The sequence below is a fragment of the Stenotrophomonas sp. BR163 genome (genome assembly GCF_047520985.2).
Taxonomy (GTDB): Bacteria; Pseudomonadota; Gammaproteobacteria; order Xanthomonadales; family Xanthomonadaceae; genus Stenotrophomonas; species Stenotrophomonas sepilia.
This window is the reverse complement of sequence record NZ_JAXBRE020000002.1, coordinates 137,457-161,642: the sequence shown is the minus strand read 5'-3', so window position 1 is coordinate 161,642 and position 24,186 is coordinate 137,457. Positions and strand designations below refer to the sequence as shown.

At 65.1% G+C, this 24,186-nt stretch carries 35 protein-coding genes; 17 read left to right on the top strand and 18 right to left on the bottom strand.

Annotation, left to right across the window (positions count from 1 at the left end):
- Nucleotides 1-6: 6 nt before the first annotated feature.
- From ACM0PY_RS02135 to ACM0PY_RS02060, 16 genes are all read right to left on the bottom strand, one after another.
- Nucleotides 7-501 (bottom strand): hypothetical protein, encoded by a 495-nt coding sequence (locus ACM0PY_RS02135; RefSeq protein WP_414609361.1) that lies wholly within the window; start codon nt 499-501, stop codon nt 7-9.
- Nucleotides 502-661: 160 nt separating this feature from the next.
- Nucleotides 662-1,606: a major capsid protein gene (locus tag ACM0PY_RS02130; protein WP_032960531.1), complete on the bottom strand. Its 945-nt coding sequence runs from the start codon at nt 1,604-1,606 to the stop codon at nt 662-664.
- Between the two features lie 28 nt (nt 1,607-1,634).
- Entirely contained in the window at nt 1,635-1,976 is a 342-nt protein-coding gene (locus tag ACM0PY_RS02125; protein WP_032960529.1) for a capsid cement protein, read from the bottom strand.
- Nucleotides 1,977-1,998: 22 nt separating this feature from the next.
- A complete protein-coding gene (locus ACM0PY_RS02120) occupies nt 1,999-3,141 on the bottom strand; it encodes a hypothetical protein (protein WP_032960527.1) in 1,143 nt (380 codons plus the stop codon).
- Nucleotides 3,142-3,355: 214 nt separating this feature from the next.
- Complete coding sequence (locus ACM0PY_RS02115; protein ID WP_032960525.1) at nt 3,356-3,931, bottom strand: phage virion morphogenesis protein; 576 nt, start codon at nt 3,929-3,931, stop codon at nt 3,356-3,358.
- Nucleotides 3,931-5,208: a phage head morphogenesis protein gene (locus ACM0PY_RS02110; protein WP_032960523.1), complete on the bottom strand. Its 1,278-nt coding sequence runs from the start codon at nt 5,206-5,208 to the stop codon at nt 3,931-3,933. Before ACM0PY_RS02110 ends, ACM0PY_RS02115 begins: the two co-directional genes overlap by 1 nt.
- A 3-nt stretch (nt 5,209-5,211) precedes the next feature.
- Nucleotides 5,212-6,735 carry a DUF935 domain-containing protein gene (locus ACM0PY_RS02105; protein ID WP_032960521.1) on the bottom strand — a complete coding sequence of 508 codons (1,524 nt, stop codon included), beginning with the start codon at nt 6,733-6,735 and terminating at the stop codon, nt 5,212-5,214.
- On the bottom strand, nt 6,732-8,465 hold the full coding sequence (locus ACM0PY_RS02100; RefSeq protein ID WP_080281894.1) for a hypothetical protein: 1,734 nt from the start codon (nt 8,463-8,465) through the stop codon (nt 6,732-6,734). The genes ACM0PY_RS02105 and ACM0PY_RS02100 overlap by 4 nt, the downstream gene beginning before the upstream one ends.
- Before the next feature lie 2 nt (nt 8,466-8,467).
- Nucleotides 8,468-9,022 (bottom strand): DUF3486 family protein, encoded by a 555-nt coding sequence (locus ACM0PY_RS02095; protein WP_032960517.1) that lies wholly within the window; start codon nt 9,020-9,022, stop codon nt 8,468-8,470.
- Between the two features lie 4 nt (nt 9,023-9,026).
- A complete protein-coding gene (locus ACM0PY_RS02090; protein WP_262204784.1) occupies nt 9,027-9,341 on the bottom strand; it encodes a DUF4423 domain-containing protein in 315 nt (104 codons plus the stop codon).
- A complete protein-coding gene (locus ACM0PY_RS02085; RefSeq protein WP_032960512.1) occupies nt 9,331-9,645 on the bottom strand; it encodes a hypothetical protein in 315 nt (104 codons plus the stop codon). Before ACM0PY_RS02085 ends, ACM0PY_RS02090 begins: the two co-directional genes overlap by 11 nt.
- On the bottom strand, nt 9,642-9,884 hold the full coding sequence (locus ACM0PY_RS02080) for a hypothetical protein (RefSeq protein ID WP_032960510.1): 243 nt from the start codon (nt 9,882-9,884) through the stop codon (nt 9,642-9,644). The genes ACM0PY_RS02085 and ACM0PY_RS02080 overlap by 4 nt, the downstream gene beginning before the upstream one ends.
- A 19-nt stretch (nt 9,885-9,903) precedes the next feature.
- Nucleotides 9,904-10,386, bottom strand: a complete 483-nt coding sequence (locus tag ACM0PY_RS02075; protein WP_032960508.1) for a hypothetical protein — start codon at nt 10,384-10,386, stop codon at nt 9,904-9,906.
- Nucleotides 10,383-11,114: a hypothetical protein gene (locus ACM0PY_RS02070; protein WP_080281892.1), complete on the bottom strand. Its 732-nt coding sequence runs from the start codon at nt 11,112-11,114 to the stop codon at nt 10,383-10,385. The genes ACM0PY_RS02075 and ACM0PY_RS02070 overlap by 4 nt, the downstream gene beginning before the upstream one ends.
- A gap of 202 nt (nt 11,115-11,316) precedes the next feature.
- Nucleotides 11,317-11,700: a hypothetical protein gene (locus tag ACM0PY_RS02065; protein WP_032960506.1), complete on the bottom strand. Its 384-nt coding sequence runs from the start codon at nt 11,698-11,700 to the stop codon at nt 11,317-11,319.
- Entirely contained in the window at nt 11,697-12,155 is a 459-nt protein-coding gene (locus ACM0PY_RS02060) for a helix-turn-helix domain-containing protein (protein ID WP_032960504.1), read from the bottom strand. The genes ACM0PY_RS02065 and ACM0PY_RS02060 overlap by 4 nt, the downstream gene beginning before the upstream one ends.
- A gap of 98 nt (nt 12,156-12,253) precedes the next feature.
- Here ACM0PY_RS02060 and ACM0PY_RS02055 point away from each other — a divergent pair, with 98 nt between their 5' ends.
- The 17 genes from ACM0PY_RS02055 to ACM0PY_RS01975 all read left to right on the top strand — a co-directional run bounded on the left by ACM0PY_RS02055 (nt 12,254) and on the right by ACM0PY_RS01975 (nt 22,316).
- Nucleotides 12,254-12,466, top strand: a complete 213-nt coding sequence (locus ACM0PY_RS02055; protein WP_032960502.1) for a helix-turn-helix domain-containing protein — start codon at nt 12,254-12,256, stop codon at nt 12,464-12,466.
- Nucleotides 12,463-12,771 (top strand): helix-turn-helix domain-containing protein, encoded by a 309-nt coding sequence (locus ACM0PY_RS02050; protein WP_032960500.1) that lies wholly within the window; start codon nt 12,463-12,465, stop codon nt 12,769-12,771. The genes ACM0PY_RS02055 and ACM0PY_RS02050 overlap by 4 nt, the downstream gene beginning before the upstream one ends.
- Nucleotides 12,772-12,819: 48 nt before the next feature.
- Nucleotides 12,820-13,704 carry a hypothetical protein gene (locus tag ACM0PY_RS02045; protein WP_414609363.1) on the top strand — a complete coding sequence of 295 codons (885 nt, stop codon included), beginning with the start codon at nt 12,820-12,822 and terminating at the stop codon, nt 13,702-13,704.
- A 2-nt stretch (nt 13,705-13,706) separates the two neighbouring features.
- On the top strand, nt 13,707-15,512 hold the full coding sequence (locus ACM0PY_RS02040) for a TnsB C-terminal domain-containing protein (protein WP_032960496.1): 1,806 nt from the start codon (nt 13,707-13,709) through the stop codon (nt 15,510-15,512).
- Nucleotides 15,509-16,684 carry an ExeA family protein gene (locus tag ACM0PY_RS02035; protein ID WP_414609364.1) on the top strand — a complete coding sequence of 392 codons (1,176 nt, stop codon included), beginning with the start codon at nt 15,509-15,511 and terminating at the stop codon, nt 16,682-16,684. Before ACM0PY_RS02040 ends, ACM0PY_RS02035 begins: the two co-directional genes overlap by 4 nt.
- Before the next feature lie 2 nt (nt 16,685-16,686).
- Nucleotides 16,687-16,929 (top strand): hypothetical protein, encoded by a 243-nt coding sequence (locus tag ACM0PY_RS02030; protein ID WP_032960493.1) that lies wholly within the window; start codon nt 16,687-16,689, stop codon nt 16,927-16,929.
- Between the two features lie 306 nt (nt 16,930-17,235).
- Nucleotides 17,236-17,625: a hypothetical protein gene (locus ACM0PY_RS02025; protein WP_050483564.1), complete on the top strand. Its 390-nt coding sequence runs from the start codon at nt 17,236-17,238 to the stop codon at nt 17,623-17,625.
- A complete protein-coding gene (locus ACM0PY_RS02020) occupies nt 17,615-17,923 on the top strand; it encodes a Kil protein family (RefSeq protein ID WP_180886844.1) in 309 nt (102 codons plus the stop codon). The genes ACM0PY_RS02025 and ACM0PY_RS02020 overlap by 11 nt, the downstream gene beginning before the upstream one ends.
- Nucleotides 17,920-18,402, top strand: coding sequence for a hypothetical protein (locus ACM0PY_RS02015; RefSeq protein WP_032960487.1), 483 nt, complete (start codon nt 17,920-17,922; stop codon nt 18,400-18,402). Before ACM0PY_RS02020 ends, ACM0PY_RS02015 begins: the two co-directional genes overlap by 4 nt.
- A 250-nt stretch (nt 18,403-18,652) precedes the next feature.
- A complete protein-coding gene (locus ACM0PY_RS02010) occupies nt 18,653-19,276 on the top strand; it encodes a DUF3164 family protein (protein ID WP_032960483.1) in 624 nt (207 codons plus the stop codon).
- The gene (locus ACM0PY_RS02005) at nt 19,269-19,568 is read left to right on the top strand and encodes a hypothetical protein (RefSeq protein ID WP_032960481.1); all 300 of its coding nucleotides are present in this window, start codon (nt 19,269-19,271) and stop codon (nt 19,566-19,568) included. The genes ACM0PY_RS02010 and ACM0PY_RS02005 overlap by 8 nt, the downstream gene beginning before the upstream one ends.
- Nucleotides 19,558-19,749 (top strand): hypothetical protein, encoded by a 192-nt coding sequence (locus ACM0PY_RS02000; RefSeq protein ID WP_032960479.1) that lies wholly within the window; start codon nt 19,558-19,560, stop codon nt 19,747-19,749. Before ACM0PY_RS02005 ends, ACM0PY_RS02000 begins: the two co-directional genes overlap by 11 nt.
- Nucleotides 19,746-20,204, top strand: a complete 459-nt coding sequence (locus ACM0PY_RS01995; protein WP_180886842.1) for a hypothetical protein — start codon at nt 19,746-19,748, stop codon at nt 20,202-20,204. Before ACM0PY_RS02000 ends, ACM0PY_RS01995 begins: the two co-directional genes overlap by 4 nt.
- On the top strand, nt 20,204-20,590 hold the full coding sequence (locus ACM0PY_RS01990; RefSeq protein ID WP_050483563.1) for a DUF2528 family protein: 387 nt from the start codon (nt 20,204-20,206) through the stop codon (nt 20,588-20,590). Before ACM0PY_RS01995 ends, ACM0PY_RS01990 begins: the two co-directional genes overlap by 1 nt.
- The gene (locus tag ACM0PY_RS01985) at nt 20,590-21,492 is read left to right on the top strand and encodes a recombination-associated protein RdgC (RefSeq protein ID WP_032960477.1); all 903 of its coding nucleotides are present in this window, start codon (nt 20,590-20,592) and stop codon (nt 21,490-21,492) included. The genes ACM0PY_RS01990 and ACM0PY_RS01985 overlap by 1 nt, the downstream gene beginning before the upstream one ends.
- Before the next feature lie 3 nt (nt 21,493-21,495).
- A complete protein-coding gene (locus tag ACM0PY_RS01980) occupies nt 21,496-21,963 on the top strand; it encodes a regulatory protein GemA (protein ID WP_046428405.1) in 468 nt (155 codons plus the stop codon).
- The gene (locus ACM0PY_RS01975) at nt 21,960-22,316 is read left to right on the top strand and encodes a Mor transcription activator family protein (protein ID WP_046428407.1); all 357 of its coding nucleotides are present in this window, start codon (nt 21,960-21,962) and stop codon (nt 22,314-22,316) included. Before ACM0PY_RS01980 ends, ACM0PY_RS01975 begins: the two co-directional genes overlap by 4 nt.
- A gap of 71 nt (nt 22,317-22,387) precedes the next feature.
- Here the strand turns inward: ACM0PY_RS01975 and ACM0PY_RS01970 are convergent, their stop codons facing one another.
- Together ACM0PY_RS01970 and ACM0PY_RS01965 are read right to left on the bottom strand one after the other, a co-directional pair.
- Nucleotides 22,388-23,041, bottom strand: a complete 654-nt coding sequence (locus ACM0PY_RS01970) for a DsbA family oxidoreductase (protein ID WP_414609365.1) — start codon at nt 23,039-23,041, stop codon at nt 22,388-22,390.
- A gap of 92 nt (nt 23,042-23,133) precedes the next feature.
- Nucleotides 23,134-24,084: a LysR family transcriptional regulator gene (locus ACM0PY_RS01965; protein ID WP_172412164.1), complete on the bottom strand. Its 951-nt coding sequence runs from the start codon at nt 24,082-24,084 to the stop codon at nt 23,134-23,136.
- Between the last annotated feature and the right edge of the window lie 102 nt (nt 24,085-24,186).

The window sequence follows — 24,186 nt, the reverse complement described above, 5'->3', positions numbered from 1 at the left end:
CGGCCCTCAGACGTGGTCGAAGGGTTCGGCCGGTTCGGTGCCGAGCAAGCCAGCGGCCTGGTAGATCGCCGCGTCGTCCTCGGAGATTTCGATCCAGGCGGGAGGCTTCCGGACGCTGCCCCGGAACTTGAATGGAGCCAGCACCTCGAAACAGACGCGCGCCGGCGCATCGTCGTCGTGCGAATTCACGTCGGCGCCAAGGCCAGCAGCGGCATCGTCCGCGCCACTGGCTTCAGCGGTGGCCAGCGGTGCAGAGGCGGAAATGTCGCCGTCGGCGCCAGGAGCCTGATCGTTCTCGGCCGGTGCCAGCGCCGCATCGGCGGCCAAGCTCGTCGATGCGGCCGCGTCGACGTCGATCTTGGCATCGGCATCGGCCGGGGGATCCAGCTGTGCCGTGGCGGCCTCTGCGGGCTTCTCTTCCGTGACGGCCGGCGCGGCGGCCGGCTTGCTGTCCTGGACGGTCTTGGGTGCGCTGGACGGCGCGGTGCGGGGCTTGGCCACGACGGGGTCTCCGAATAGGTGTGGTGCCGTTCTCTCCGGCTGTCACGCATGGTTCTTCGTGCTGTGCACGATCAGGCCCGCGTTCGCCTGCTGCTGCCGCTCGCTGGGTTGTACGGATGAGCGACAGCCAATCCGGCGACGTCCTGTTGCCGGCGGCGTATTACAGGCCGGCGCCCTGGATCAGGTAGCCGGCGGCCATTCCGGCAAGGACCGGCGACGCATCGTTGCTGACGCCATAGATCCAGCTCTTGGCGTTCTTGTCGTAGTACGGCTCCTCGACCAGCGGCATGCCTTCAATGCGGTAGCCATAGCCGTAGCTCGGCTCCTCGGCATTGGCATTCACGTCGGAACCGGGGCTGACATAGGCCAGCACCACAGAAGTACCCCACACGTCGCCGAACTCGTCGTTCGCACCAGCGACGACGCCCGCGCCCACCACGATGTTCTCGATCTCGAACACCTGACGGAGCAGATCCAGGGTGACTTTGCGGATACCGCTGTCGGCCGAACGCGCGATGATCTTGGGATGGCGCTTGAGCTTGCTGAAGGCGGTGGCCGACAGGAGCATCGTGTTGGGATAGAGACCGATGCTGGCGCGGACAGCTTCCTTACCGGTCTCGACGTCACTGGCCGGGTCGGAGGCATCGTTCGACCAGACGTCGGTTCCGGTCAGGGTCACCTTGTGGTCGTTGTCGTAGTTGCTGGCATTGGTGGCGATGCCGGCACATTCGACTTCGTACTCCAGCAGCTGCGAGCGCAGCACGACATTGACGGCACGGGTCGCCAGGTTGATGCCCGGCACTGCGTTGGCGTCGCGCATGTGTTCGCGCGGCACCACCGCTTCCAGCGAGCTGGGGATGATGCTGTACGGCTTGCCTTCATAGCCGAAGCGGACGCGCTTGGTGGCCGCGCCCGGTGCGCGCTTGGAGTTGTAGACCTTGAAGGACTCCTTGCCGAACTCGATGACCCGGCCGCCGTAGGCAGCAACGTCGGCGAAGGGGAACAGGACGGATGCGACGAGCTGCGCCTGGCGGTAGCCACGGGCGTGTTCGGAGAGGATCGGGTCAACGACGCGAACCTGGCCGGGGGTCATCTGTGCGGACATTACTTGGTCTCCTACGGCGAGGTGCCGATCAATTCGGGATGAGGATCACTTCCAGCACGTCGCCATCGGCGGTAGCGCTGGAACCGGGCGCCGCACGGGCGACGACCTTGCCGGTGTCGGCGGTCAGCGCTTTGCCATCGGCACCGACCTGGATGGATGCGCCGGCAGCGATGGAACCGCCGGCCACCACCTGGGTGGTACCGAGGACGTCGACCGGCGCCAGCTCGCCGATGGCGGCATTGGAGCGGGTGACGCCATAGCTGTTGCCGCCGGCAGCAGCCACACCACCGGCGGGCGAAACGAAGCGGTTGGCAATGAGCGCTGCGGTGGCCTTCACGGACAACGTGAGCAGGGCGATGTTCTGCGACATGGTTCTCTCCTGGGAAAGTGGGTTAGCCGCCAACCGCTGCAACCGCATCGGCCCACGAAGTGCCGGGGTGCTGCAGCTGGTGGGCCTTGGCCTTGTTGAACAGCACCGCTCGGTCCGGCGACACGGTGGAGCCGAGCGGCGCCGAGAAGTTGGCCGGCGATTCGACGCCCTGGTCGCCCGACTTCTCGGAGAAGTCGATTGCCTTCGGCATCGCCGTGAGCAGCTCGCGCAGCACCTGTTCCGCCGGCTTGGAGACCTGGTTGTCACCTTCGGCGAAGTTCAGCGCCTGGCCGCCGGCAGGCATCGCCAGCAGCAGCTCGACGACGCCCGCCTTCTGGCGCGGCAGCAATTTGCCTTCGGTGACCAGGGTTTCGGCGAAGCTCGCCGCATCCTCGCGACGCGCGGCTTCTTCACGGGCGGCGAGCGCCTTCTCGCGCGTGTCCAGGGCGGCAGTCTGCGCCTGGATTTCCTGCTCGCGCTGGGCGATCTGTTCCGGGGTCTGCTGTGACATGGGATTCTCCGAGGTTGTTTCATCAATGGGTGCCGCAAAAGACGTCGGCGAAAGACCCGCGCTGTCGTCCGGCTCACGGGTGCTTTCAGTGACCTCGCGGATCTGCCATTGCGGGATGATCTTGTCGGCGGTTTCCAGCCCATCACGGTCGATGAGGTAGTCGCGCAACGACTGCAGCAAGGAGCCAAACGTCCAGCCCAGGCGCGCGAGCGGCTGCGAGAAGCAGACGGCCTCTTCGCCGTCAGCGAAGGACGCGGATTTGAGGCCCTTGACCGCCGGCGGCTGGGCGCCCAGGAAGCCGATGTGCCGCAGGTAGAACTTGCCTGGTGTCGGATTGCCTGGGGTATTGGGCAGGAAGATCGACGCGCTGATCTTCTTGAAGCGCCCCTTGTTGACCATGCTGGCGAAGTCAGGGTCGACCTGGTGCGGCTGGGCGAACAGCACGCCATCGCGGCACTCCAGGGCCTTGCCCCAGCCGTATGCCGGCAGATCAGCCTTGGGATGACCAACGACGATTGGCGCTTCGTGCAGATCGACACTGTACGTCTGTGCAATCTGCTGAACGTCCTCTTCGGTGAAGGTGTAGGAATTCCCGTCTTCGGCGACGTGGGTTCCTGCCTTGAAGATTTGCAGTGCGGCGGCGGGCTGGTTCATGCCGCCATGTTCCTGTCGCGATCGCGTCAGGTCATTTGCACGGGTTCACAGCTTTTTCGGGTCGCACGCGCGCGACTGTAGGCAGGCCACCCGCATCATCGCCTTCGAAGCGGGAAGGATCGCGCAGAAAGCGGTGTCTGACACTTGCGGCACATTAGCGATGCATCACCGTGCCACTCAGCACGTCATCGGGCGCAGCGGCGCGCTGTTGCGCTCACTCCGAAAACAACCCTGCCACGTGATCGGAGGCAATGAGGATGACCTCTTGCTCGTCCTCGGTGGACAGGCCAAGCCACGGGCGCGCGGGAATGCCGATCGTGTACGCCGGCAACGTCACCCACTGAGCGAAGTTGGATTGGCGCCGCTTCACGAACTGCGTTCCGACTTCGCCATCCCGGCCCTGACGGAAGTACACCTGGGTAGAGCGTGCAGGCCTGTTGATCGCGCCGCCGAACTGGTGGATAGCGCCGTAAGGTGCGTTGGTGCCTACCAGCAGCGTGTCACCCACCACTTGATGCGCGAGCTGGTCACCGAGCATGTGGAAGTCGAAGCGGAGCATCGGAACGCCCGGACGCTTGCGTTCCTTGTACCGCCGGTAGCTTGGCGAGAGTGGTGCCCAAGGGGCGCCGTCCGGCGACACCTGGCGTGCGGCACGGTCGCGCGTAGAGCGCAATAGGTACTCGCCGATATCCTCCAGCATCGGCTGCAACGCGTCGTTGCGCAGCCCTTTGGCAGCATTACGCAACGCGGGGCCGGCAGTGTCCTTGGTGATTTCAACGCGCGCGGCCATCAGGGGATCTCACCTTGAATCAGCTGCCAGCTCCCGTCGTCGACCAGGCGGTAGAGCTTCCTCGCTGCGACCATTTCTGCCTGCTTGATCAGATTTGGAACGCCTGCTTCTGCCTGGATCTTGACGTCAACGATCAAGCGCTGTCGCTGCCGATCCCCCTGAAGAACAAAGCGCACGATGCTGGCGGCAGCGTCGTACAACAGCGCAAAGGGTGAGCGCATTGCGCTGGCCAGCGTTGGGAAGTGGGACGGCGGCACCTTGTCCAGTACGTCGGCGGACTCGATGGCGATCGCCGCCGAGCCCAGCTCTGCCGCCTTGCCCTGCAGCGCATCGACTGCACTCGCCTGTAGGGCACCGACGAGGTACTGGCCTGCGTGTGTGCGGCCAGCTGCAGCTGCTGCACGCCACTCGGCCAGGCCGGCCTGTATCGCGCCCAGCGCACGGGGGCGCTCCAGCACCTGGGCAGCAGTACGTGCTGCCGGGTTTGCAGGCAGGCGCACATTCCTGCGCAGCGCACCCTGCAGCGCCTCTTCGATGCCGCTGCCCAGCGCAGGCGGTGTCTGCGGTCCGCCTCTGCTGCTCGGCCAACCATCCAAGCTGCGGCCAGGGGCATAGCCGAAGCCTGGATCCACACCGATCGGCGTTTCAACCAGGAACGGACCGCCTGGGCTGCGCTGCCCGACCAGGCGCTGCTCAAACTCGATAGGAGGAGCCTTGTCCGGCCCATCCTTGCCCAACCGCGCCAGATCGCGGTCGTTGAGCGCCTCGACATAGCACTGGCAGCCCCAGCCATTGGCGGGGAAGTACCACTGCCACCAGGGATCGTCGCAATGCAGGACCATCCCATCCCAAGCCTGGTGCAAGGGCCTCGGGGTTTCGACTGCGTCGCTATGGCGGTAGCGCCACCAGGGCCTGGACTTCTTCAGAGCCTGCAGCTGATGCCAACGGCCCGCGTTGTAGCTCTGGCGGAGGTTGGTCTCGTAGATGACGCGGCTGCGCCAGTTGCGTCCACCGTTGTAGTCCCAGCCATGCGTGGCCACGATGCTGTCGAAGTCGCGGCGGAACTGCTCCAGGGTAGTGCCATCTTCTTTAGCCTTCAGGATGGCAGCGGCGAAGTCGGCCACCAGCTCGTCGCGGTTGGCACCGGCGACCATGAAGCCCTGGTCATGTTCCGACTCCCATACGTCCAGCCAGCTTTCCGTGACGATGTTTCGCTTACGCCGGAAGAACGCGATCTGCTGGGCGAAGGGAACTGTGCCGTAGCCAACACCAGCCATCGATCAGCTCCCGATCGACTGCTGGACGTCATCGCGGCCGCGCAGGTGCGCGGCTGCGAGGCCCTGGGCTGTAGCCGTCGCAAACTCCTCCAGGCTCATATCCGGCGCCCGTGCCAGCACCTGTTCGTACAGATCCTCCAGAGATGTCGACTCCTCCGTAAGCCCACGGAGGGTGGCCACCCATTGCTCACCAGCAGGCCGCGTCACACGATCGAGCTGGGCAGCCATGCTATCGGCCGCCCTGCCAACCGCATCTGCGAAAGCGGCCGGATGATGGCGTTGCAGCAGTGAGAGGATGGACGCAGAAGGGTCCGCGAATGCCGGTCCGGCGATCGCGCTGGAATCAAGAGGCGGCACTGCGGCGGGAGCGCCCACCTCGACCCATTCACCACCATAGGTGTCCTGGACGTGCTTGAGGGTGGGCTTGAAGCCAAGGCGCGATACCGTCTCTTCACGCTTCGCTCGGCTTTCCAGATCCTCAGCCTCTTCTGTGACGCGGTACACGCGAGGGATTGCAGCACCGGGGAAGTTCCACTCCGTGATCCAGCGGGCGGGACCAGTGTTGAAGGACTCACACACCAGGTCGGCATCGGCCTTGATGATGTCAGCGCGCACGTCGGCCTGCAGGTCGTCATTCCCCAGCCGTCCGGCGGTGCCTTGGGTGCTGGCTGTTTGACCCAGGACGACCTTTTGAATGGCCGCGTCCATCGCATCCTGGAGGGCCTTGTAGTCGGCCGTGCCACTACGGCCGGCCTCCAGGAGGGTCAGCTTCATCCCTTCCGGCATGATCACGCCGGCATCGGTCGTGATGGCGCGAGTAGCCTGCAGTAGCTTGGCCTTCTCCGGATCGGTGGCATCCGAATCATAGGTACCCACGGCGGTGGGCATCCCGAACTTCTCCAGGAAGATGAGCCAGAACTTCATGCCGTTTCGCTTGAACAGCACCGGCCAGTAGAGCCAGTGTGCGAGGCCCAGGCCGTAGGGTTCATCGTCGTGATCGGCGCCGGCGCAGAAGCTCCAGAAGTAAGGCGCCTCCGCCGGCACACCTTCCAACATGTTGTTCATGGTCAGCATGCGCAGATCGCCTTCCTTACCGAAACGGAATCGACGGCGATTGCGCACCTTGATCGCCTTGAATCCGATGCGATCGCCCACGCGCTCGTAAATCAACTCGGCCACGGCATAGCCATAGAAGACGCCGGTCAGCATCTTCGTCGTCACGTTGTCCCAACCAACCTTGTCCAGTTGCGCCTTGAGGAAGTCGGCGGCTTCCTGGTCGATGGGGCGATCTCCGCCAGCGTCGACCTGGTACTCGCATTGCGTAACTGCCAGCTGGCGCTGGCCAAAGGTCGACTTCACCTCCGGATCGGAGAAGACCTGCTCGTAGATCAGCAGGTCACTGGTACCTCGCGAGCGAAGCACGCTGTCGTAGGGACGCAGCAGTGGGCCGCTGTAGCCGCGAGTGATGTCGATGCCATCCGCGGTGGTAGCGATCTCCCGGCCGATCTCAGGGCGCGCCTGGTTCATACAAACCCTCCAAAGTCATTACCACCTGCCACAGTGCCGAAGCCGTCGTCGCCAACGCGCACGGGGCCAGCGCCCAACCCGGCGAAACTCTCTCGCGCACCCGTAGACAGAAACTCGATTGGAACGCGTGCCACGTGGTTGAGCGCCGCGAACTGCATCAGGGCGCCAGCGATAGCGCCGTCTCCGTGCCGCACCAGCTCTGGATCCTGCAGATCCTTGCGCTCCAACTTAGGGACCATCGGAATGCCATCGACGTATTCGACCGCGCGGTGGTCATCCTCCAGCGAGGCATCCCTGGGAAGGATGATGAAGCCGTCTTCGAACAGCGCGATGTACTTGGGCATCCATTCGCCGTACCAGGGCCGCGACAGCGTCACCTCGTGGACGGGGCCACCCTTGTAGCGCCCGGTCTCCTTGTCCAGCTCGGCACGGCCGTACCGGTCTCCGGTGTACTCCATCAGCGTCTGGCCGGGGCCGGTGGCATCCCCGGCAAACGACCAGCGGCCTGCAGCCTCCATCTTCAGGAAGTCCAGCAGCGCCCACAGGATCTGCTCCTGCTGGCGGGTGGGTGCATTGGCCATCTCGATCAGGAACGGCACCACGCGGCGGAGATCCTGCTCGATTCGCGCCGGCATGATCACTGAGAAGTGGCGATGGCGCGCGAAGTCCATGCCAACCGCCCAGCGGCCACTGAAGCCCTTGGCGGCGGCCTTGAGCGCCGGCAGCAGCTGGGTGCCAATCCAGGACGCGCACCAGACCTCGCGCTCCTTCTCGGGACGCTTGGGGAAGTCGTCGTCGAAGACGATCCGCAGCACCGTGCGGGTCTCCGTCATAGCGCGGTCCAGCCAAACCGAAGGAATGGCCGAACCATCACCGTCGCGGGGAATGACGTCCAGCTCCTCGCGCATGGCGGCCTTGCGAGGACCATAGGCAGAACGGATGCCGGTGTACCACTCCTTCTTGCCCTCGGCGGTGGCCACCTTGCCACGCATGGCGCAGACGCGCTCATACAGCCCGTTGGCCACGGCATCGTCGAAGCTGATCCGAATGACCCCCGCCTTGGCGCCGTAGCGGCCGGCGCGGACATCCTGCACCAGCTGATTGAACGGGTTCTTCTTGCCCCGATGGGTCGACCAAACGCGGATGCGCCCCCCCCAGATGAGCAGCGCGGTGGCCGATTCCAGCACCTTGGCCACGTCCTTGTGCAGTGCCGCTTCGTCGATGTTCACGCGGCCCTGCAGGCCGTGGATGTTCTCTGGCCGCGAAGACAGGGCGGTGATGCGGAAGCCGCTGGCAAACCGAACACGGAATGCCTGGATCTGGCGGCTGGTGCCGTCGGAAAGCTGGTCATGGAAGATGTGCTGCTCGATCCGAGTGGCCTGGCCACGCGCGATGATCGGTGCGAACTTGGCGACATAGCCGATGTACTCCAGGCCCTTTTCCCTGGTGTCGGCGATGTACCAGATGTTGTCACCGCCGTCCTCTTTCGAAGTGGCGGCCGTAATGGTGTCGTCCAGCGCCTGGGCGAAGGTAATGCCGGTACGACGCCCTTTCTCACAAACTGCGATGTCGAGCAGCGCCTGCATGCGCAGCCACGCAGTTTGGTGAGCCATCAACACGCCGGCGGCCAGCGGATCGAAGTCGGCCGGAATCTCGCGGACACAGTCGGGCAGCTCGTCCCATTCAACGAGGCGTTCGGTATCCGGCAGTGGTCGCAAGCTGTCGACCACGGTCAAATCCCCATCAGCACTTGTTCGCGCCAGAATCGAGCGTCCTCGGCGGAGAGGCCACGCGCCTGGGCGGCAGTCTCGACTCGGCTGGCGGCCTCCAGGAGTGCCTTCTCGCGCACTTCGGTTGCCCACTTGTGACGGTTCACACTGGCCCGGCTGAGGGTCGCAATGTTCTTGGCCGCCTTGCCCAGGAGAGCAATGCGCTTGCCAGGGTCCATGCCCTCGGCGTCGCCTTCCTCCAATTCCTGCAACGCCAGCAGCGCGTCGAAGATCTCGGTCTGAACGATGCTGATGATCGCGTTGCTGCGCTCGTCGGCATCATCGGGCGCAGCCTGGCTGATCAGGCGCGCCGCCTCGGTGCTGGCCTTGACTGCGGCCAGGCGCCGCTCCAGCTTCTGGCCATAGGCGCCGACGGCGCTCTTGCCTATGCTGAAGCCCTTCTCCGTGAGCCATTCGGCCAGCCCGACGTACCCGCCGAAGCCGGAGGCAATCAGCCGGGTGTCCAGCTCGGCGCGGATGTCCTGGGGAAGCTGATCGATCTTGCTGGCCGGAGGCATCGTGTCACCACCACTTCTCGGGCCGGGCAATGCCCGGATCGCACTTCGCGTTGTACTCGGCGATGTCGGTGCCAAGGCGGGTCATGTCGGCATGCCAGCGCCCGTCCGGGCGCTTGTCCAGCTCGATCATGCGGCGGTCTTCTAGGTAGTCCAGGGCACGACGCAGCTCCAGCTGGGTGGCGTCCGGGTACAACGCCTGCGCAATGCTGAGCAGCACCGCCTCATATGCGCCGTATGGCGAGGCGTTGTGCAACCCGAGCAGCATCACCCAGCGCAGGTTTTCCCGGCGAACCTTATCCATGTCCAAATTAATGCTCACGTCTTGCTCCTTGGATCTGAATCGTCTTGATCTCTGAGTTGATTGCGTCGAGCTTCGCCTCGATTACCGTCTGGCTTCGGATGTGGTCGTCCCTGCGCACGTACTTTTCCGCCAACTCCGCCCGCAGGCCTACCAGCTCCAGCTCCTGCTTGCGCCAGCCCTCTGCCGCCTTTTCGAACCCGGCCATTCGCTGATCAATGCTCGCCTTGATCTGGCCTATGCCCCACTTGACCAAGCCCACCAGCGTGCCGAGGAGCATGATCACCAACGACAGGGCCTGCCAAAGTTCCAGTTGGATCTTCATTTCGTGGCGTCTCCGCCACTGAGATTGGGCTGTGACATTTTTCTGGCGCCACTGAGCCGTCCCGATGTCGCGCGATCGTCGTTGGCCCGCTGCAGCAGCTGCTGCCACGCGGCCTCTCGCACGATCGCGTCGATCGCGCATGGAGTGAGCGTGCCGTCGTGCAGACGGCACAGCGGCTGCGGTGGAGACGGGGCCTGCAGCGGATCGGTGAGTGCCGGGGGCAGCTCGACGTAGACCATCACCGGCCACTCGACCAGTTCAGTGCGGGTCAGCGGTTGCTTGGTCTCCCCACAGCCCGCGAGCAAGAGCAGCGCACACAGGAGTGGTGCGAAGCACGTTGCAGTCTTCATCGGAATCCACCTTCTTGGTCAGGGCCTGCTGGCGCTGTGCCGCCAGGCGTTCGAGTTGAGCGATGCGGTCTGCTCGGGCATCCAGCTCGGCGATTGCTGCGCGCTGCTGGGCCAGCTTCGTGTCCGCCTCCCGTTTGAGGGCGGCCCGCAATGTGGCAACGGCATCGGCGTTGCCGGCGGCGACGCTGCGCGCGGTGTCGCGCTCCGCGCTGAGTGCGATGACCTGGTCGGACAAAGCGTCGACCCGATCGACCTGGTTTCCCGAGCCCCACCGGTGGCCCAGCCAGAGCCCAAAGAAGAAGGCGACAACCACCACGGCCAGGGCGAACCGCACCACGACCGGACCCGTGGCAGCGCCCACGACGTGCTTGGCGGTCAGGTGCGGGTTCACGCACTCACCGCCTTGCGGGCACGGCGCAGGCGCCACCAGGTGAAGATGCTGGCGCCGGCCAGTGCCATCACGCCGATGGCGATCGCCAGGCGCAACCAGCTGGGCATGCCGGTGGTGGCCTGCGCCACAGCATTGACCTGCTGGATCGCTGGCAGCACTCCCTGGATGACCGGCTGCAACTGCTGCGCTGCTTCCACGGCGGCCATCGTGCCGCCCGCAGCGGCTGCAGTAGCGGCTGCCGTGGTGACCGACGCAGGCACGGCAACCAGCGGCTTCGCGCCGGGGTTGACGACGCCGGCCAGGCGCAGGCCTTCCTCAATCACGTCCGAGCTGTAAGGTTGCTGCTCGTTTTCGTGGCGAATGATGGCCTCGACCATCGGGCGCATCCGACGGTATTCGTGGGTGTTGATGAACTGCGTCGGGGCGACGCCCACTGCATTGGCGACGACGCGGACGTAGGCATTCGTGTTGTTCTCGCTCGGAGGCGCCCAGCGATCAATCAGCTGCTGCACGGTGCTGCAGCCGTGCTTGTCCTGGTAGTTGATCAGCAGCAGGGCCATTGCGCGGATACCCCAGGCCGGTGTCGAGAACACTTCGAAGCGCTTTTCGTTGCGCTGCTCTTCGGTCATCCGCTCGCGGGGCATGCGTCCCTGCCACTTGTTGGCGGAGTTGCGCTCAATGTTGCCCGGATTGTTGTTTCGGATACCGCGCGCGATCTTGTTCGTCATGGCCTGCTCCTGGAATAGAAGGGCCGACGGGACACGACGAGGAGCGCCCGTCGACCAGGCGCGCCCCGAACGCGCCGAATCGATGGGATGCAGTCTCTATTTCGACAGCGCTCAGGTCATTTGCACGCGTTCCAAGCCTTCCTCGCGCGCGCGCGAGATAGTGGGCAGGAAACGAAGAAGGCCACCCGGAGGTGGCCTTCTGTCAGTTCGCGGCGTGCAGCGCCGCAGGTTGTTCCATCAATCGCTTTCGCGCATCCGGATCAAGATCGATGCCGCGCAGTTGCAGGATTCGCTGGAAGGTTCCATCCGTGTTGAACACCAGCATCACGTGCTTGAGCTGGGTGTCAGAGCGCCCAGTCCAAACACTGGACTTCGACTGGACGTGCTGCCATAGGTACGCGGTTGCTCCGCTCCTGCCCACGGTCGAACTCTGCGGCTCCGCACCGAGCAGCGCGACAGCTTCGGTGAGCGTGGTCTTTCCGACTTCCAACTGAGCCAGGTTGGCAGCGTTGAAATCCTGCCCAACCGTCGCCTTTGCAGCGGTCAGTAGCAGCAGAGCGATGACTGCGAAGTACAGCTTCTTCATGGTGACTTTCTCCTTGTCTTTTTGCGGGGCTTGACGGCGACGCTGGACTCATCCGTAGCGGAACGGACGTCGTGAACGAAACCATCGATGGTGGACTGCAGCAGATCCGACTGGCCCAGCGCCGCACCGACCAGGATGTCGCGGACGAGCGCCTGGTAGCTCTCTGGAAGGTCCAAGGTCGATGCCTTCTGTGACGCATCCGAAAGCAGCTTCACTCGACGGCCCAGCTCGACTTCTGCTGGTTGGGCGAACACCGGCCCGCCGCCTGTGGCGAGGAACTCGGCGCGAACGTGTAATTTTTCCACCAAGCCGCGCATCTCGTCCGAAGACAGCTTCTTGACCCGTCCAGAGGTCAGGTTCTTTACGCGATCGATAGATATACCAAGCCTTTCAGCCAGGTCGACCTGCCTGAATCCCCCGTCTTCCATGATCTGGCGGATGAGTGAAGAAACCACACGAACCCCTTGCAAGGTGTACTTTTTACACTTAGGATTGTTCCGGAGTCGTCAACGGCCCTTTTACACCCCGGCAATAAGAACCGAAGGATAACCCAATGCGTTCCACTGACCCCGGCATTGATCTTCACAAACGTGTGCGCGCCGGCTTCCTGCTCCAGGGCACCACCCTCACTCAGTGGTGCCGCGAGAACGGAACCCACATTTCCAATGCCCGAGGCGCCTTGCTCGGCACCTGGGATGGCCCCAAGGGCCGCGCCATGCGCAGCCGCATCATGAAGGCCGCCCGCATCGACAAGGTGCAGGCATGAACGCCCCGGCACAGCAGCCTGTGCGGCGCGCATTGCGCCTGATCTTCGCCCTGCAGGGGCACGCCTTCGACGGGCTGCGCCTCAAGCAGTTGGCCGATTCGATCAAGGCAACGCCTTCGACGGTTCTGCGTGATCTGGAGGTGCTGGCCGACGAAGGCATCGCAGAGCGCATCGCCGGCCGCGATGAGTACTGGCGCCTTTCCCCCCGACTGATCCAGCTGGCTCGCGCTCACGAACAGGAGCTGGCGCGCGTGCGCCAACGCCTGGAAGAGACCGAGCAGCGCTATTCCCGCAACCCCAACTGATCGACGAGGACAGCAATGACCAAGAAAGACACCGCAGGCCGCAAGGCAGTGGCACAGGCCGAGGTAGTGGGGCCGGAGTTCATTGGCAAGACCGACGCCAATGACGCGGCTCAGATGGAGCAGATGCGTGAGCGTCAGCTTGCGCTGGTTGAACAGTTCGGCGAGGGCCTTGCATGGCATCCGGACCACTACGAAGCGGCGATCCGCCGCGAGCTGCATCGTGGGTGCGAAGCGTTCCTGCGCGCTGGCAGCTACCTGCTGGTGGCTCGCGAGTGCAGCGTCCACGGTGAGTGGTCGGGAATGCTGCAGCGCCTGGGCATGGAACCGCGTCAGGCACAGCGGATGATGGAAGCGGCCCGGCGCGTGGCCGCATTGCCGAATGCGTCGACGTCGACGCAATTGGTCACCGCGATCAAGAGCGAGAGCAAGCTCATCGAGCTGCTTTCGCTGCCGGAGGAACAGTTCAAGGAGTTGGCGGAGACCGGTGAGACCGGCGAACTGGAACTCGATGACGTCGGCAACATGTCCGTGCGCGAACTGCGCGACGCGGTCCGTAACGCTCGCGCCGATATCGAGGCAAAAGACCAGCGAATCAGCAAGTTGTCCGATGACCTGAACAGGGAACATGAGAAGACGACCAAGGCACAACGCCGCTGGAAGACTGCCGAAACCGATCAACAGCTGATCATCCTCAAGCAGGCCGTCACCGAAGCCGAGCAGGCAGTCCTCGCTGCCTTGGGCAATGGCAAGGCCGGCTTGATGGCAGCAGTCCGTGCATGCGCCACGCACGCCTCCGAGACCGACCAGGATACCGACGCAGCGGTTTTCCTCAGCGACACCATCGGCCGCCTGCTCAATGCAGTGCGCACCGTGCGTGACGACGAAGAGCTGCCGCTCTCCCTGCCGCTGGTACATGACGGCTCGGAGGCCTGAGCATGTCCGCCGAAGCCCTCATCCAAGCGGCGGCCGGCAAACTGCTGGCGGCGCCGCACGGTAGCAAGAGCCGCATCGCGGCCGAGCTGGCCGAGCAGATGGGTTGCTCGGTTCAGACCGCCTACCGTCGCCTGCAGCAGGTGACGGGCGGCATCAAGCCCCGCAAGAAGCGATCGGATGCCGGTGAACTCGCGCTTACCCGCGACGAAGCCGCCGCCATCGCGGCCCTGGTCGAAGAGACCCGGCGCCTTACCGGCACCGGCACCCTGCCGGTCGAGGATGCCGTGGAGATTCTGCGCGCCAATGACCGCATCGAAGCGCTGCGCGTCGACAAGGCAACCGGCGAGCTGGTGCCGTTGAGCGTGTCCTCAATCTGCCGCGCCATTCGCGCCTACGGGTTCCATCGCGACCAGCTGGCGGCACCGACTCCGGCTGCACGCCTGGCATCGCCGCATCCGAACCACCTCTGGCAGATCGACGCCTCGGTGAGCCGCCAGTTCTATCTGGCAGCAAATGGCACCGAGGTGATGGACAAGCGCCGCTTCTATCGCGGCAAGCCGGAGAACTTCACCAAGATCGCCGAGAACCGCCTGTGGCGCTATGCGATCACTGACCACGCGAGTGGCGCGATCGAGGTGTTCTACGTGTTGGGCGCCGAGAGCAGCGCCAATCTGCTGTCGGCCCTGATCCACGCGATGACGCGGCGGGAGATGGGCACGATGCACGGTATCCCGAAGCTGCTGATGATGGATCCGGGCAGCGCGATGGTTGCGGCGACGACGCGCAGCTTCCTGTCGGCCTGCGGCATCGAAGTGATCATCAACGAGGTCGGCAATGCCCGTGCGAAGGGCCAGGTGGAGAACGCGAACTACCTGATCGAGACCCACTTCGAAGCGATGCTCAAGGCCAGGTCGCCGGTCACCAGCCTGGAGGAGATGAACACCCTGGCCCAGCAGTGGGCGCGGGCGTACAACGCTACCCGCATCCACACCCGCACAGGCATGACCAGGCGCGATGGATGGCTGCGCATCACCCCGGAACAGCTGCGCATTGCTCCGGACGTCCAGGTGCTGCGGCAGCTGGCTACCAGCACGCCGAAGGCATGCACGGTGCGTGACTGCATCATCCGTTTCCGTGGCAAGCAGTACGACGTGCGCGGCATTCCTGGCCTCATCAACGGACAGCGCGTGGACGTGGTGGTCAACGCGTTGGAGCCGGACAACAGCGTGCGTGTGCTGATGCCGGGCGAACAGGACAGTGCGCCTATTCACTTCGTTGCACCGCGCCTGCAGCACGACGACTGGGGCTTCCTCGATACCGCTGCCCAAGTTGGCACCGAGTATCGGGCTGCGCCCGAGACGCCCGCCGATGCGGCACGAAAGGAACTGGATCGCTTGGCGATGGAGGTCAAGAGCGACGCCGAGGCGATCGCCGCGCGCAAGGCCCGCCGCGTGCCATTCGGCGGCAAGGTCGACCCGATGAAGCACATTCGTGAGGCGAATGTGGCTCCCAGCCTGCCGCGCTCGGGAACCCTGGCCGAGCTGGACGCGCCCCAGGTGCTGGCAGCTCAGCGCATCGAGCCCGAGGTCGTCCGGGCCGAGCTGCCCCCGCTCAACCACGTTGAGGCCGCCATGCGCCTCAAACCGCTGGTCGAGCGGTCGGGCAACACCTGGTCACCGGAAATGTATGCACGCACCAGCCAGCGCTGGCCCGAAGGTCTGCCGGTGCATGAGGTCGAGGCCTGGGCGATCGCCCTGGTCGAACCCGAGCGTGGCGGCCTGCGCGTCATCAACGGAGGTGCCGCGTGACGCTGCGTCTGAAATCGATCCTCGCCCGAGCCGGCATCAAGCAGGGGACGCTGGCAAAGGCGGTGTCCCTCAGCCGCCCGGCCCTGAATGCCTTGATCAACCACGGCGTGCTGCCGACTGGCTGCGACCAGCCTCGAGTCCGGTCCGCCATCTCTGTGTTCCTGCTGGAAAGCGGCGCCCCGGCCGTCGACTGGCACCTGGAGGAGGAGCCGGCGTGCGCTAACACGCCGGCCCCGGTTTCCACACCGCAAGACCCCGATACCGCTACCGAAATCAACGACGAGGAGATTCAGATGCTACTCCGTAAGCAGACGCTGACGCCGCAGGCCCGGCGCCACTTTGGCCTGACGGCCGATCCTTTCGCCGACCCGGCCAGCGCCGATGAGGTGTTCCTCAGCGCCGATATCCGCTATGTGCGCGAGAGCATGTACCAAGTTGCTCGCCACGGCGGCTTCATGGCCGTGATCGGTGAATCCGGAGCGGGCAAGTCCACGCTTCATGAGGAGCTGCTCGACCGCATCCGCAGGGAGGAGCAGGCGATCATCGCCATCGCGCCCTATGTCCAGGCTATGGAGGGCAGTGAAAAGAACGGCAAGACCCTTCGGAGCCTGCACATAGCGGAGGCGGTGATGTCTGCCGTGGCTCCCCTGGCCAAAACCATGAGCAGCCCGCAGGCGCGCTTCTCGCAGCTGCATGCAGCGCTCCGTGACAGCGCCCGTGCTGGCCACAGCCACGTGTTAATCATCGAAGAGGCTCATTGCCTTCCTCTGGCTACGCTCAAGCACCTGAAGCGCTTCCGCGAACTGAAGGACGGGCTGCGCCCGTTGCTTTCGGTGGTGCTGATTGGCCAGCCCGAACTGCAGGTCAAGCTGTCCGAACACAACCCAGAGGTGCGGGAGGTGGTTCAGCGCATTGAGATCGTGAACCTGCCGCCCCTCGACACAGAGCTGGAGAACTACCTCACCCATCGATTCAAGCGCATTCAACTGCCCCTTGAACGTGTCCTGGATAGGGCCGCTGTCGAGGCGTTGCGCACCAAGCTGACGCCGACTCGTGGTGCCGGCTCCTTGCTGTACCCGCTGGCCATCCACAACACGCTCGCGGCGGCAATGAACCGCGCGGCAGACCTGGGCATGCCGACCGTTACTGCCGACCTCATGCGGGGGGTCTGAGCATGGCGATCGCTTCCACGGCCGAAGGCACGCAGTACCTGCGCGGGTTTGCTGTCCAGGTGCTGCGGGATGCGGAGCTGCCGCATCGCCAGGTGACGGTCATGCACCGCGACATCTTCCGCCGCGCAGGCATTGAGTGGCTGGACGGACAGAGCATGGACACCTGCCTGGCCGGCCTGTCCCAGCAGCAGCTGCGCGCCCTTATTGATCAGCTCCGCGATGACGACCAGGACGAGGAGGAATGATGGCTGTGCCCACCCTAAAGCGCTGCCTTGGCCAGTTGCGGAATCGCCAGCACCACAGCGCTAAGCATCCTCAGCGGAGGAAGGCCATTGGGGCGCTGGTGCATGCACCTCTGTTCCCAACCGCGTCGCATGTGGGAACGGTACAGGTCCAGGACCCTGAGACCAGGCGTGATTACACGGTCGAGGTCTGGATTCACAGTGGTGTGATGGTGGTTTCGCACGCCACCGACAAGCGCTGGCTGTTGGAACTGGACGAGATCCTCGACCTGGCCATCGCCGCTGGCATCGATAGGGGGGCCGACTGACATGCAGCTGGCCCTGCTACCGCAAGAGCTGTCCCCCGAGGCGGTGCTGGCGGAGCTGCAGGGCCGCCGTGGTGCCGTCAACGGCATCACCGCCCGCGACCTGGTGCATGCCGTCACGCAGCGCTTCAACACCGCCGACGAGCGGCGGCTGCGCCAGATCATCGAGAAGCTGCGTCGCGATGGGCATCCCATCTGCGCCCACCCAGCGAACGGCTATCACTTGGCCGCCAGCGCGGAAGAACTGGACCGGTGCTGCGAGTACCTGACCGGTCGCGCCATGACCTCCCTGCAGCAGGTGTGCGCCATGAAGCGCGTAGCCCTGCCGGATCTGTACGGACAACTCGGGCTGACCAAGCCCATCACCGACGAGGACACCAACGATGAACGTTGATCGTAGCTCTGACATGCTTTTCGCTGCCGCCAACACCGCGCGCGAACTGGAAAACGCCGGCATCGACGTGCTGGCCCATTACAGCAACGGGCGCCGCCCGGTGCTGATCATCACCCAGCCGCCGGCTGACATTGAAGGCCACCTCAAGCGCTGGAGCCCCAATGGCAGTGGCGGCCGCGATCGCGTGCTGGCGGCGGAGTACCGGGGCCTGCAGCTGGAATGGACCGAGCGTCCGCCGGTGGTCGTCACCATCCGCTCCAGGCGCGACACCTTCGAAAGCCGCGAGGTGGTGTTGTGACCGCGCCGAGCATCCGCCTGCAGGCGGCCTTCGCCTCCGTGCTGGGCACCAGCATCCTCGATTCACGCACGCTGATCGACGGCGTCATGGCCCACGGTTTTGAGTACCGCGGCTACGTTCAGCACGCCCTGACCAAAGCAGTCCAGTGCGGCATGGTCGAGCATGTCGGCGGCCGACTGGCCAGGCGCTACCGCCTGAACCAGGACTGGAAGATCGACCCGAGACAGTTGGCCGCCGCCCAGGCTCAGCACGCAAAGATGGCCAGCAGCGCGCCGAAGCGCTGTGATGGCGAGCGTCGCACACAGGGCGCTCAGCAGTACATCGGCCCGGCGATCAACGAAGGACCGCTGCTGCCTTCGGTCGGCACGCCATGCTTGTCACAGGAGGAGCGCGAGGGCGAGCTGCCGCCGTACCTGGGCGGGCGCATCGTGGATTCCCTGCATTCGCACTTTGACCGAATCCTCGGCGGGGTGGAGTGATGGCTCGCACTGGCCGCCAGCGATACGACCACCTGCGGGCGATGCGATTTGCCTTGTGGGCCAAGGCACAGGACCAGCGCTCCCTGACGCCGCTGCGCATCGCGCGTCTGCTCGGCATTTCCCTCGACGCTGCTCGCCGATGGCGAGCCGATTGGTTCACAGCTGTCAGCCCCGTCCACGTCGAGGGCGTCCCTGAGCAGCTTCGCCCTATGTACCTGCGTACCGATTCCGCCGTCCAAGGAGGCACCCAATGACCACCAGCACCATTCCCGAAGGCTACCGCGAGGATCGCAAGGGCCGCCTCGTTCAGGAGAACCAGATTGCGGCGATCGATCTTGCCCGCGACCAGCTGGTCGCTGAGCTGATCAGCGGCGCCAAGAAGCTGCATCAGCAGATGGCCGAGTTCCGGGGTACCGCGTTCGGCGACATCGCCGCGTTCGTGCAGCTGAGCGCCGAGCAGTACGGCGCCACCATCGGCGGCGACAAGGGCAACGTGACCCTGATGAGCTACGACGGCCGCTACAAGATCGTCCGCGCGGTCCAGGATTCGATCCAGTTCGACGAACGTCTGCAGGCGGCCAAGGCTCTGATTGATGAGTGCCTCAACGACTGGACCGAGGGCTCGCGCGCCGAGCTACGCACCCTGGTGAACAACGCTTTCCGCGTTGACAACGATGGCAGTATCAAGACCGGTGAAGTGCTGTCCCTGCGCCGGCTGAAGTTCGACGATCCGCGCTGGACGCAGGCGATGGCGGCGATCAGCGATGCAGTGACCGTGGTGGGCAGCAAGACCTATGTGCGCTTCTACGAGCGCGATGCACAGGGGCAGTACCAGCCCATCAGCCTGGATATCGCGGCGGTGAAGCATGTCTAACCATGCCCTCCACGACGCCTGCTACCTGGCGGTGCTGGCCAGCGACATTGCCGACGTCACCGTGCGTTCCGAGGTCGAGCTGTTCGCCTACGAGCAGCGCGACGAGAACGGCCATCCGATGTTCGACACGCGCCAGGGCGCCAATTCCCCGGCGGACCTGCAGCGTGTCAACAACGCGATCGCCTATATCGAGCGTCGCGGATCCGCCGCGTTCCCCTGGGATATGAAGCGGCGAATCGACGCGCCGACCCTGGTCCAGTTCTTCGACAAGGAGCTTTCCGATGAACGGTGAACAGCGACTTGCCACGTGCTGCCCCAGCTGCGGCGTCGCCGCGCTGTTCGCAAGCCTCGCCACGGTCGAAAACGATCCTGAGCAGCTGGTGCTGTATGTGAGCTGCCAGGAGCAGGATGGCGGCTGTGGCATCGAGTACTCCTTTATCGAGCGCCTGCAGGCGCCGGGGGTGGCCGCGTGATCGCCTACTGCTGGGCCACCGGCCTGATCGAGTTCGGCGAACACCTGCCGGAACACGCAATCCTCGTTGCCAGCGGCGAAGCCGCGCAGCTGCGCAAGGTCGTCAGCGCCCGCGCCCGCCACGGTCAGGGCGAGAGCCAGGGCTGTCTGCTGGTGCCGGGCGTCCCCGAAGCTGCCGACCAGGCCGCGAAGGGCGACGCGCTAGGCCACTGGCTCGCTTGGTGCGCCCAGGTGCCAAAGGGCCTGCGCTGGGGCGGGATGGCCGCAGCTCCGGCACGCCGCGATCCGCTGACCAGGAAGACCCAGGTCATCGCAGTGGTTCGGGACGGCGGCCGGATCGTCGCCGGCGCCCGGCCGGGTATCCGCCGACTGCTCGATTCGCTGGGCGAGGAAGTTCCCGCCTGGCAGACCGCCCTTACTGCCGCCCAGACCCAACTGTTGAAGGAGAAGAACTGATGTCCGCGCAAACCACGCGCTGCCAAGGCATCCGCCGCTACAAGGTTGAGCAGGATTGGGGCGATGCCGAGGTCACCCTTGATGTCGACCATCGCGTCCTGACCATCGAGCTGGCCACGCAGCTGAACAAGTTCTGGACTGGAGCCGAAGAGCGCCTGGAAGCGGCCGATGGTGACGTCGTCATGGCGGTGGTCAAGATGGCAGCCGCTGAGTTCCTGGGCTGGGTTCTTGACGTGAATCAGAGCCTCAACGTCGTCGGCATGCAGAAGGAGTTCGACGAGCTGGAAGGCTGGTGCGGGGCGAACGGTGCCATTCGCCTTGCCGACTTCGACGGCCGGCCGGACCTGGATTCGGAGCTTCTGCGCGTCACGGAGCTGGAGGTCTGATGTTCATTCGGAACGTCACGATGTTCCAGTTCTCTCCCGTGATCGACTGGTCGCAGGTGGAGAAGCTGCTACCACTGTCCCAGCTGCAACCGGTGGGGGCACTGGAGCTGTCGTCGCGCGGGTTCATTTCTCCGTATGGTCGTGAGAGCGGTGCGGCGTTGTCGCACCGCTCCGGCGCGTTCCTCTGGCTGGCGATCGGCACCGAGACCAAGATCATTCCGGCCGCGAGCGTCAATGAAATGCTGGAGACCCGGCTGCAGGCGCTGGAAGCGCAGGGCCGGCGGCCAGGTGGCCGCGAGCGGCGCCGCATGAAGGACGACCTGCTGCATGAGCTGCTGCCCCGCGCCCTGGTCAAGTCGGCCCGCGTGGACATGTTCGTGGATACCCAGCGGGGTATTGCGTTCGTAGACACCAGCAGCAGCACGGTCGCGAGCGACGCCGTGTCAGAAGTGAGGGGCCTGCTTGGGAGCTTCCCGGCCAGTAGGCTCCGCGCTGCGGTCGCTCCCCGTTCCGTGCTGACAGGCTGGGTCGCTGGCGAGCAGCTCCCGGCCGGCCTGGCCTTGGGCGAGGAATGTGAGCTGCGCGACCCAGTTGAGGGCGGTGCCATGATCCGCTGCCAGCACCAGGAACTGCGCTGCGACGAGGTGGAAAAGCACCTTGAGGCAGGCAAGCAGGTCTATCGGCTGGCTTTGATCATGGAGGACACCCTGTCCTTCGTGATCAGTGACGATCTGGTCATTCGGAAGCTCAAGTTCCTCGACGGCGCCTTGGAGTCATTGGCGGAAATGGCAGAGGACGAGCAACGGCAGGAGCTGGACGCCCGCTTTGCACTGCAGGCCGGCCAGCTCAGCAGGCTCTTCGACGTCCTGCAGCTCACGTTCCAACTGGAAGAGGAGGGCTGAGCAATGGCCCGCAGCCGTCCGCCAACCGACCGCCGCAAGCGCACCTTGGCGGCCATTCATGCCGCCGCCAAGGCGCTCGGCCTGGCCGAGGACGTCTACCGCGACCTGGTGCAGCGCGTGTCCGGCCAGAGCGGCCAGCCGCAGCGTAGCGCTGGCAGCTGCGACCAGCGCCAGCTGGACGCGATCGCCAATGAGCTGCGCCGCTTGGGCGGCATGCCGGCGCGCGCGGCCCGTGCCGCAGAGCGCTGGGCCGGGCGTCCCAAGGGCGATCTGGCTCCTCAGCTGGCCAAGGTTGAGGCACTCCTCGCCGATGCCGGCCGGCCTTGGGCCTACGCCCACAGCCTGGCATTGCGCATGTGCAAGGTCACTCGCATCGAGTGGTGCAACAAGGAGCAGCTGCAGAAGGTGATTGCCGCTCTCCAGTACGATGCGAACCGTCGCGCACATGCTGTACCGAAGGACGTCCCATGAGCAGGAACCTGATGGAAGCGCGCCGCAGTGAGCTTTTGGCCGATGCCGCCGCCCAGGCGGCTGACGTCGCCAGGGAGCTGGGGCTCGACCAGGACCGCGCCGACCAGGTAGGGGCAGCGGTTGCTGACCGGCTGGCCGAGAACTGGTCCGGCCAGGTGCTTTCGTTCCCCAAGAATCACGCCTTCAAGCTGAGCCAGCGAGAGCGTGAGATACTGGCCGCCCACCGCGACGGGGCCTCCTACGCGGAGCTGGCCAGGAAGTACGACATGACTGAACGCGGCATCCGTAAGCTGATCCGACGCGCCGAGCTGCGCGATCGCGACCTCCGCCAGATGGGGCTTTTCGCCCCCTGAGCCAATTGCACGTAGTGCAATCTCTTTGCGAGGCGGGCTTTCAACTTCCGCCATCTTCCGGGGTCTTCCGGCTAGATATCGCAGCCTCCCCCCTGATATATCTCACCCCTGCACAGCAGCGGCAGGGTCTGCAGGCGCAGGCCGTTGCCGCCGATCACGGTGGGGATGGACCGGATGCCGAGCGCGGCAGCGTCGGCGCGATCGGCCTGCACGCGCTGGCGCACCGCGTCGCTGCGCATGTGGTCAGCGAAGGCGCCACGTGGATGGCCCAGCGATTCGGCAATATCCAGCAGCACTTCGGCATCGCCGACGTTGCGGTGCTGGTGCAGGTGTGCCCATTGCACCGCGTCGAACATCGCGCCATGGGCATCATTGCCACCGATCAGTCCTGCGGCCTGGCAGGCCAGTGCGCCGAGCCAGCCGGAGGGATACTCGAAGTCCTGTGCGCGCATGCCTTCGATATCGATGCGCGCGGTGTCTTCATGCGCGGCGCAGTCGGTCCAGTGGCGCAGGATGATCGCCTTGGCGCGCGCCATCGAGCCGAACACCTCGACCATCTGCGCGCGCGAGTCCTGCAGCACGAAGCTGCGGTGGCGCACCTGGATGCCGAGTTCGGCCGATACCTGCTGCAGGCGCGGGGCCAGCACGAAGCACCAGCCGCAGACCACGTCGTGGAAGAAATCGACCACCGGCGCTGCGGTGGCGGGGGAAGGAACGGAAGACATCTGCCTGCCATCGGTGAGAGGGGAGGCGGCAGATTAGGCAGCGCGGCGTGCCCGAAACAGCACGCTGCGGGCAGCTCAGTTTTCGCTGGCGGTTACGAATCCAGACCGGCGCAGCCGGGCAGCTCGGCGTGCAGGAAGTCGATGAAGGCACGCACCTTGGGCTGCAGATGGCGCGAGGTGGGGTAGACCGCATGCACGAAGCGCGGCGGATAGCGATGGTCGGGCAGCACCTGCTGCAGTTCGCCACGGGCCAGCGCTGGTGCCGCCAGGAACGAGGGCAGGGCGCCGATGCCCATGCCGGCCACCAGCAGGTCACGCAATAGCAGGCTGTTGTTGACGGTCACGCGTGCCGGCAGGGTGATCGTCACCTGGCCATCCGGGCCGAGCAGCGGCCAACTGCCCGGTGAGTCGGACAGGCTGTAGGCCAGCACGCTATGGGCCTGCAGATCACCTACTGCCTGGGGTGCCGGATGCTGCTGCAGGTAGGACGGCGCCGCGCACAGCACCTGCTGCAGCGAGGCCAGCCGGCGTGCCACCAGTCGTGAGTCATCAAGCTCAGCGCGCAGTCGTAGCGACACATCGAAACCTTCGCCGACCGCATCGAGCAGGCGGTCTTCCATCACCAGGTCCAGCGACAGCTGCGGATGCTGCTGCAGGAAGCGGGGCAGCAGCGGCGACAGCGTGCTCAGCGCGAACGACTGCGGCACATTGACGCGCAGGCGCCCGGTCACCTCGCCACGCTGCTCGGCGATGCCACGTTCCAGCGCTTCCAGCTCGTCGAGCAGGCGGCAGCATTCGCGGTAATAGGCGTGGCCGGTTTCGGTCAGGCTCATGCGCCGCGTGGTCCGCTGCAGCAGTACCACGCCCAGATGCGCTTCCAGCGTGCGCAGCTGTTTGCTGAGCCCGGCGGGCGACATGCCCAGGTCTTCGGCGGCGCGGGCCAGCCCGCCGCGTTCGACGATGCGGCGGAAGGCACGCATCAGGTTGAAGGAATCCATGCCGGTCCCGGGCGCGATGAGGGCGCCATTGTAGATCCACGCCATGCGTGGATGTGGGAAACGCGGTGCGGCAGGGTTGCGCCGTTTGTTCAAGCCAGCAACCCGCACGCCACGCCAGCATGCAGGCCCTCATTTCCCGGGTTGCCC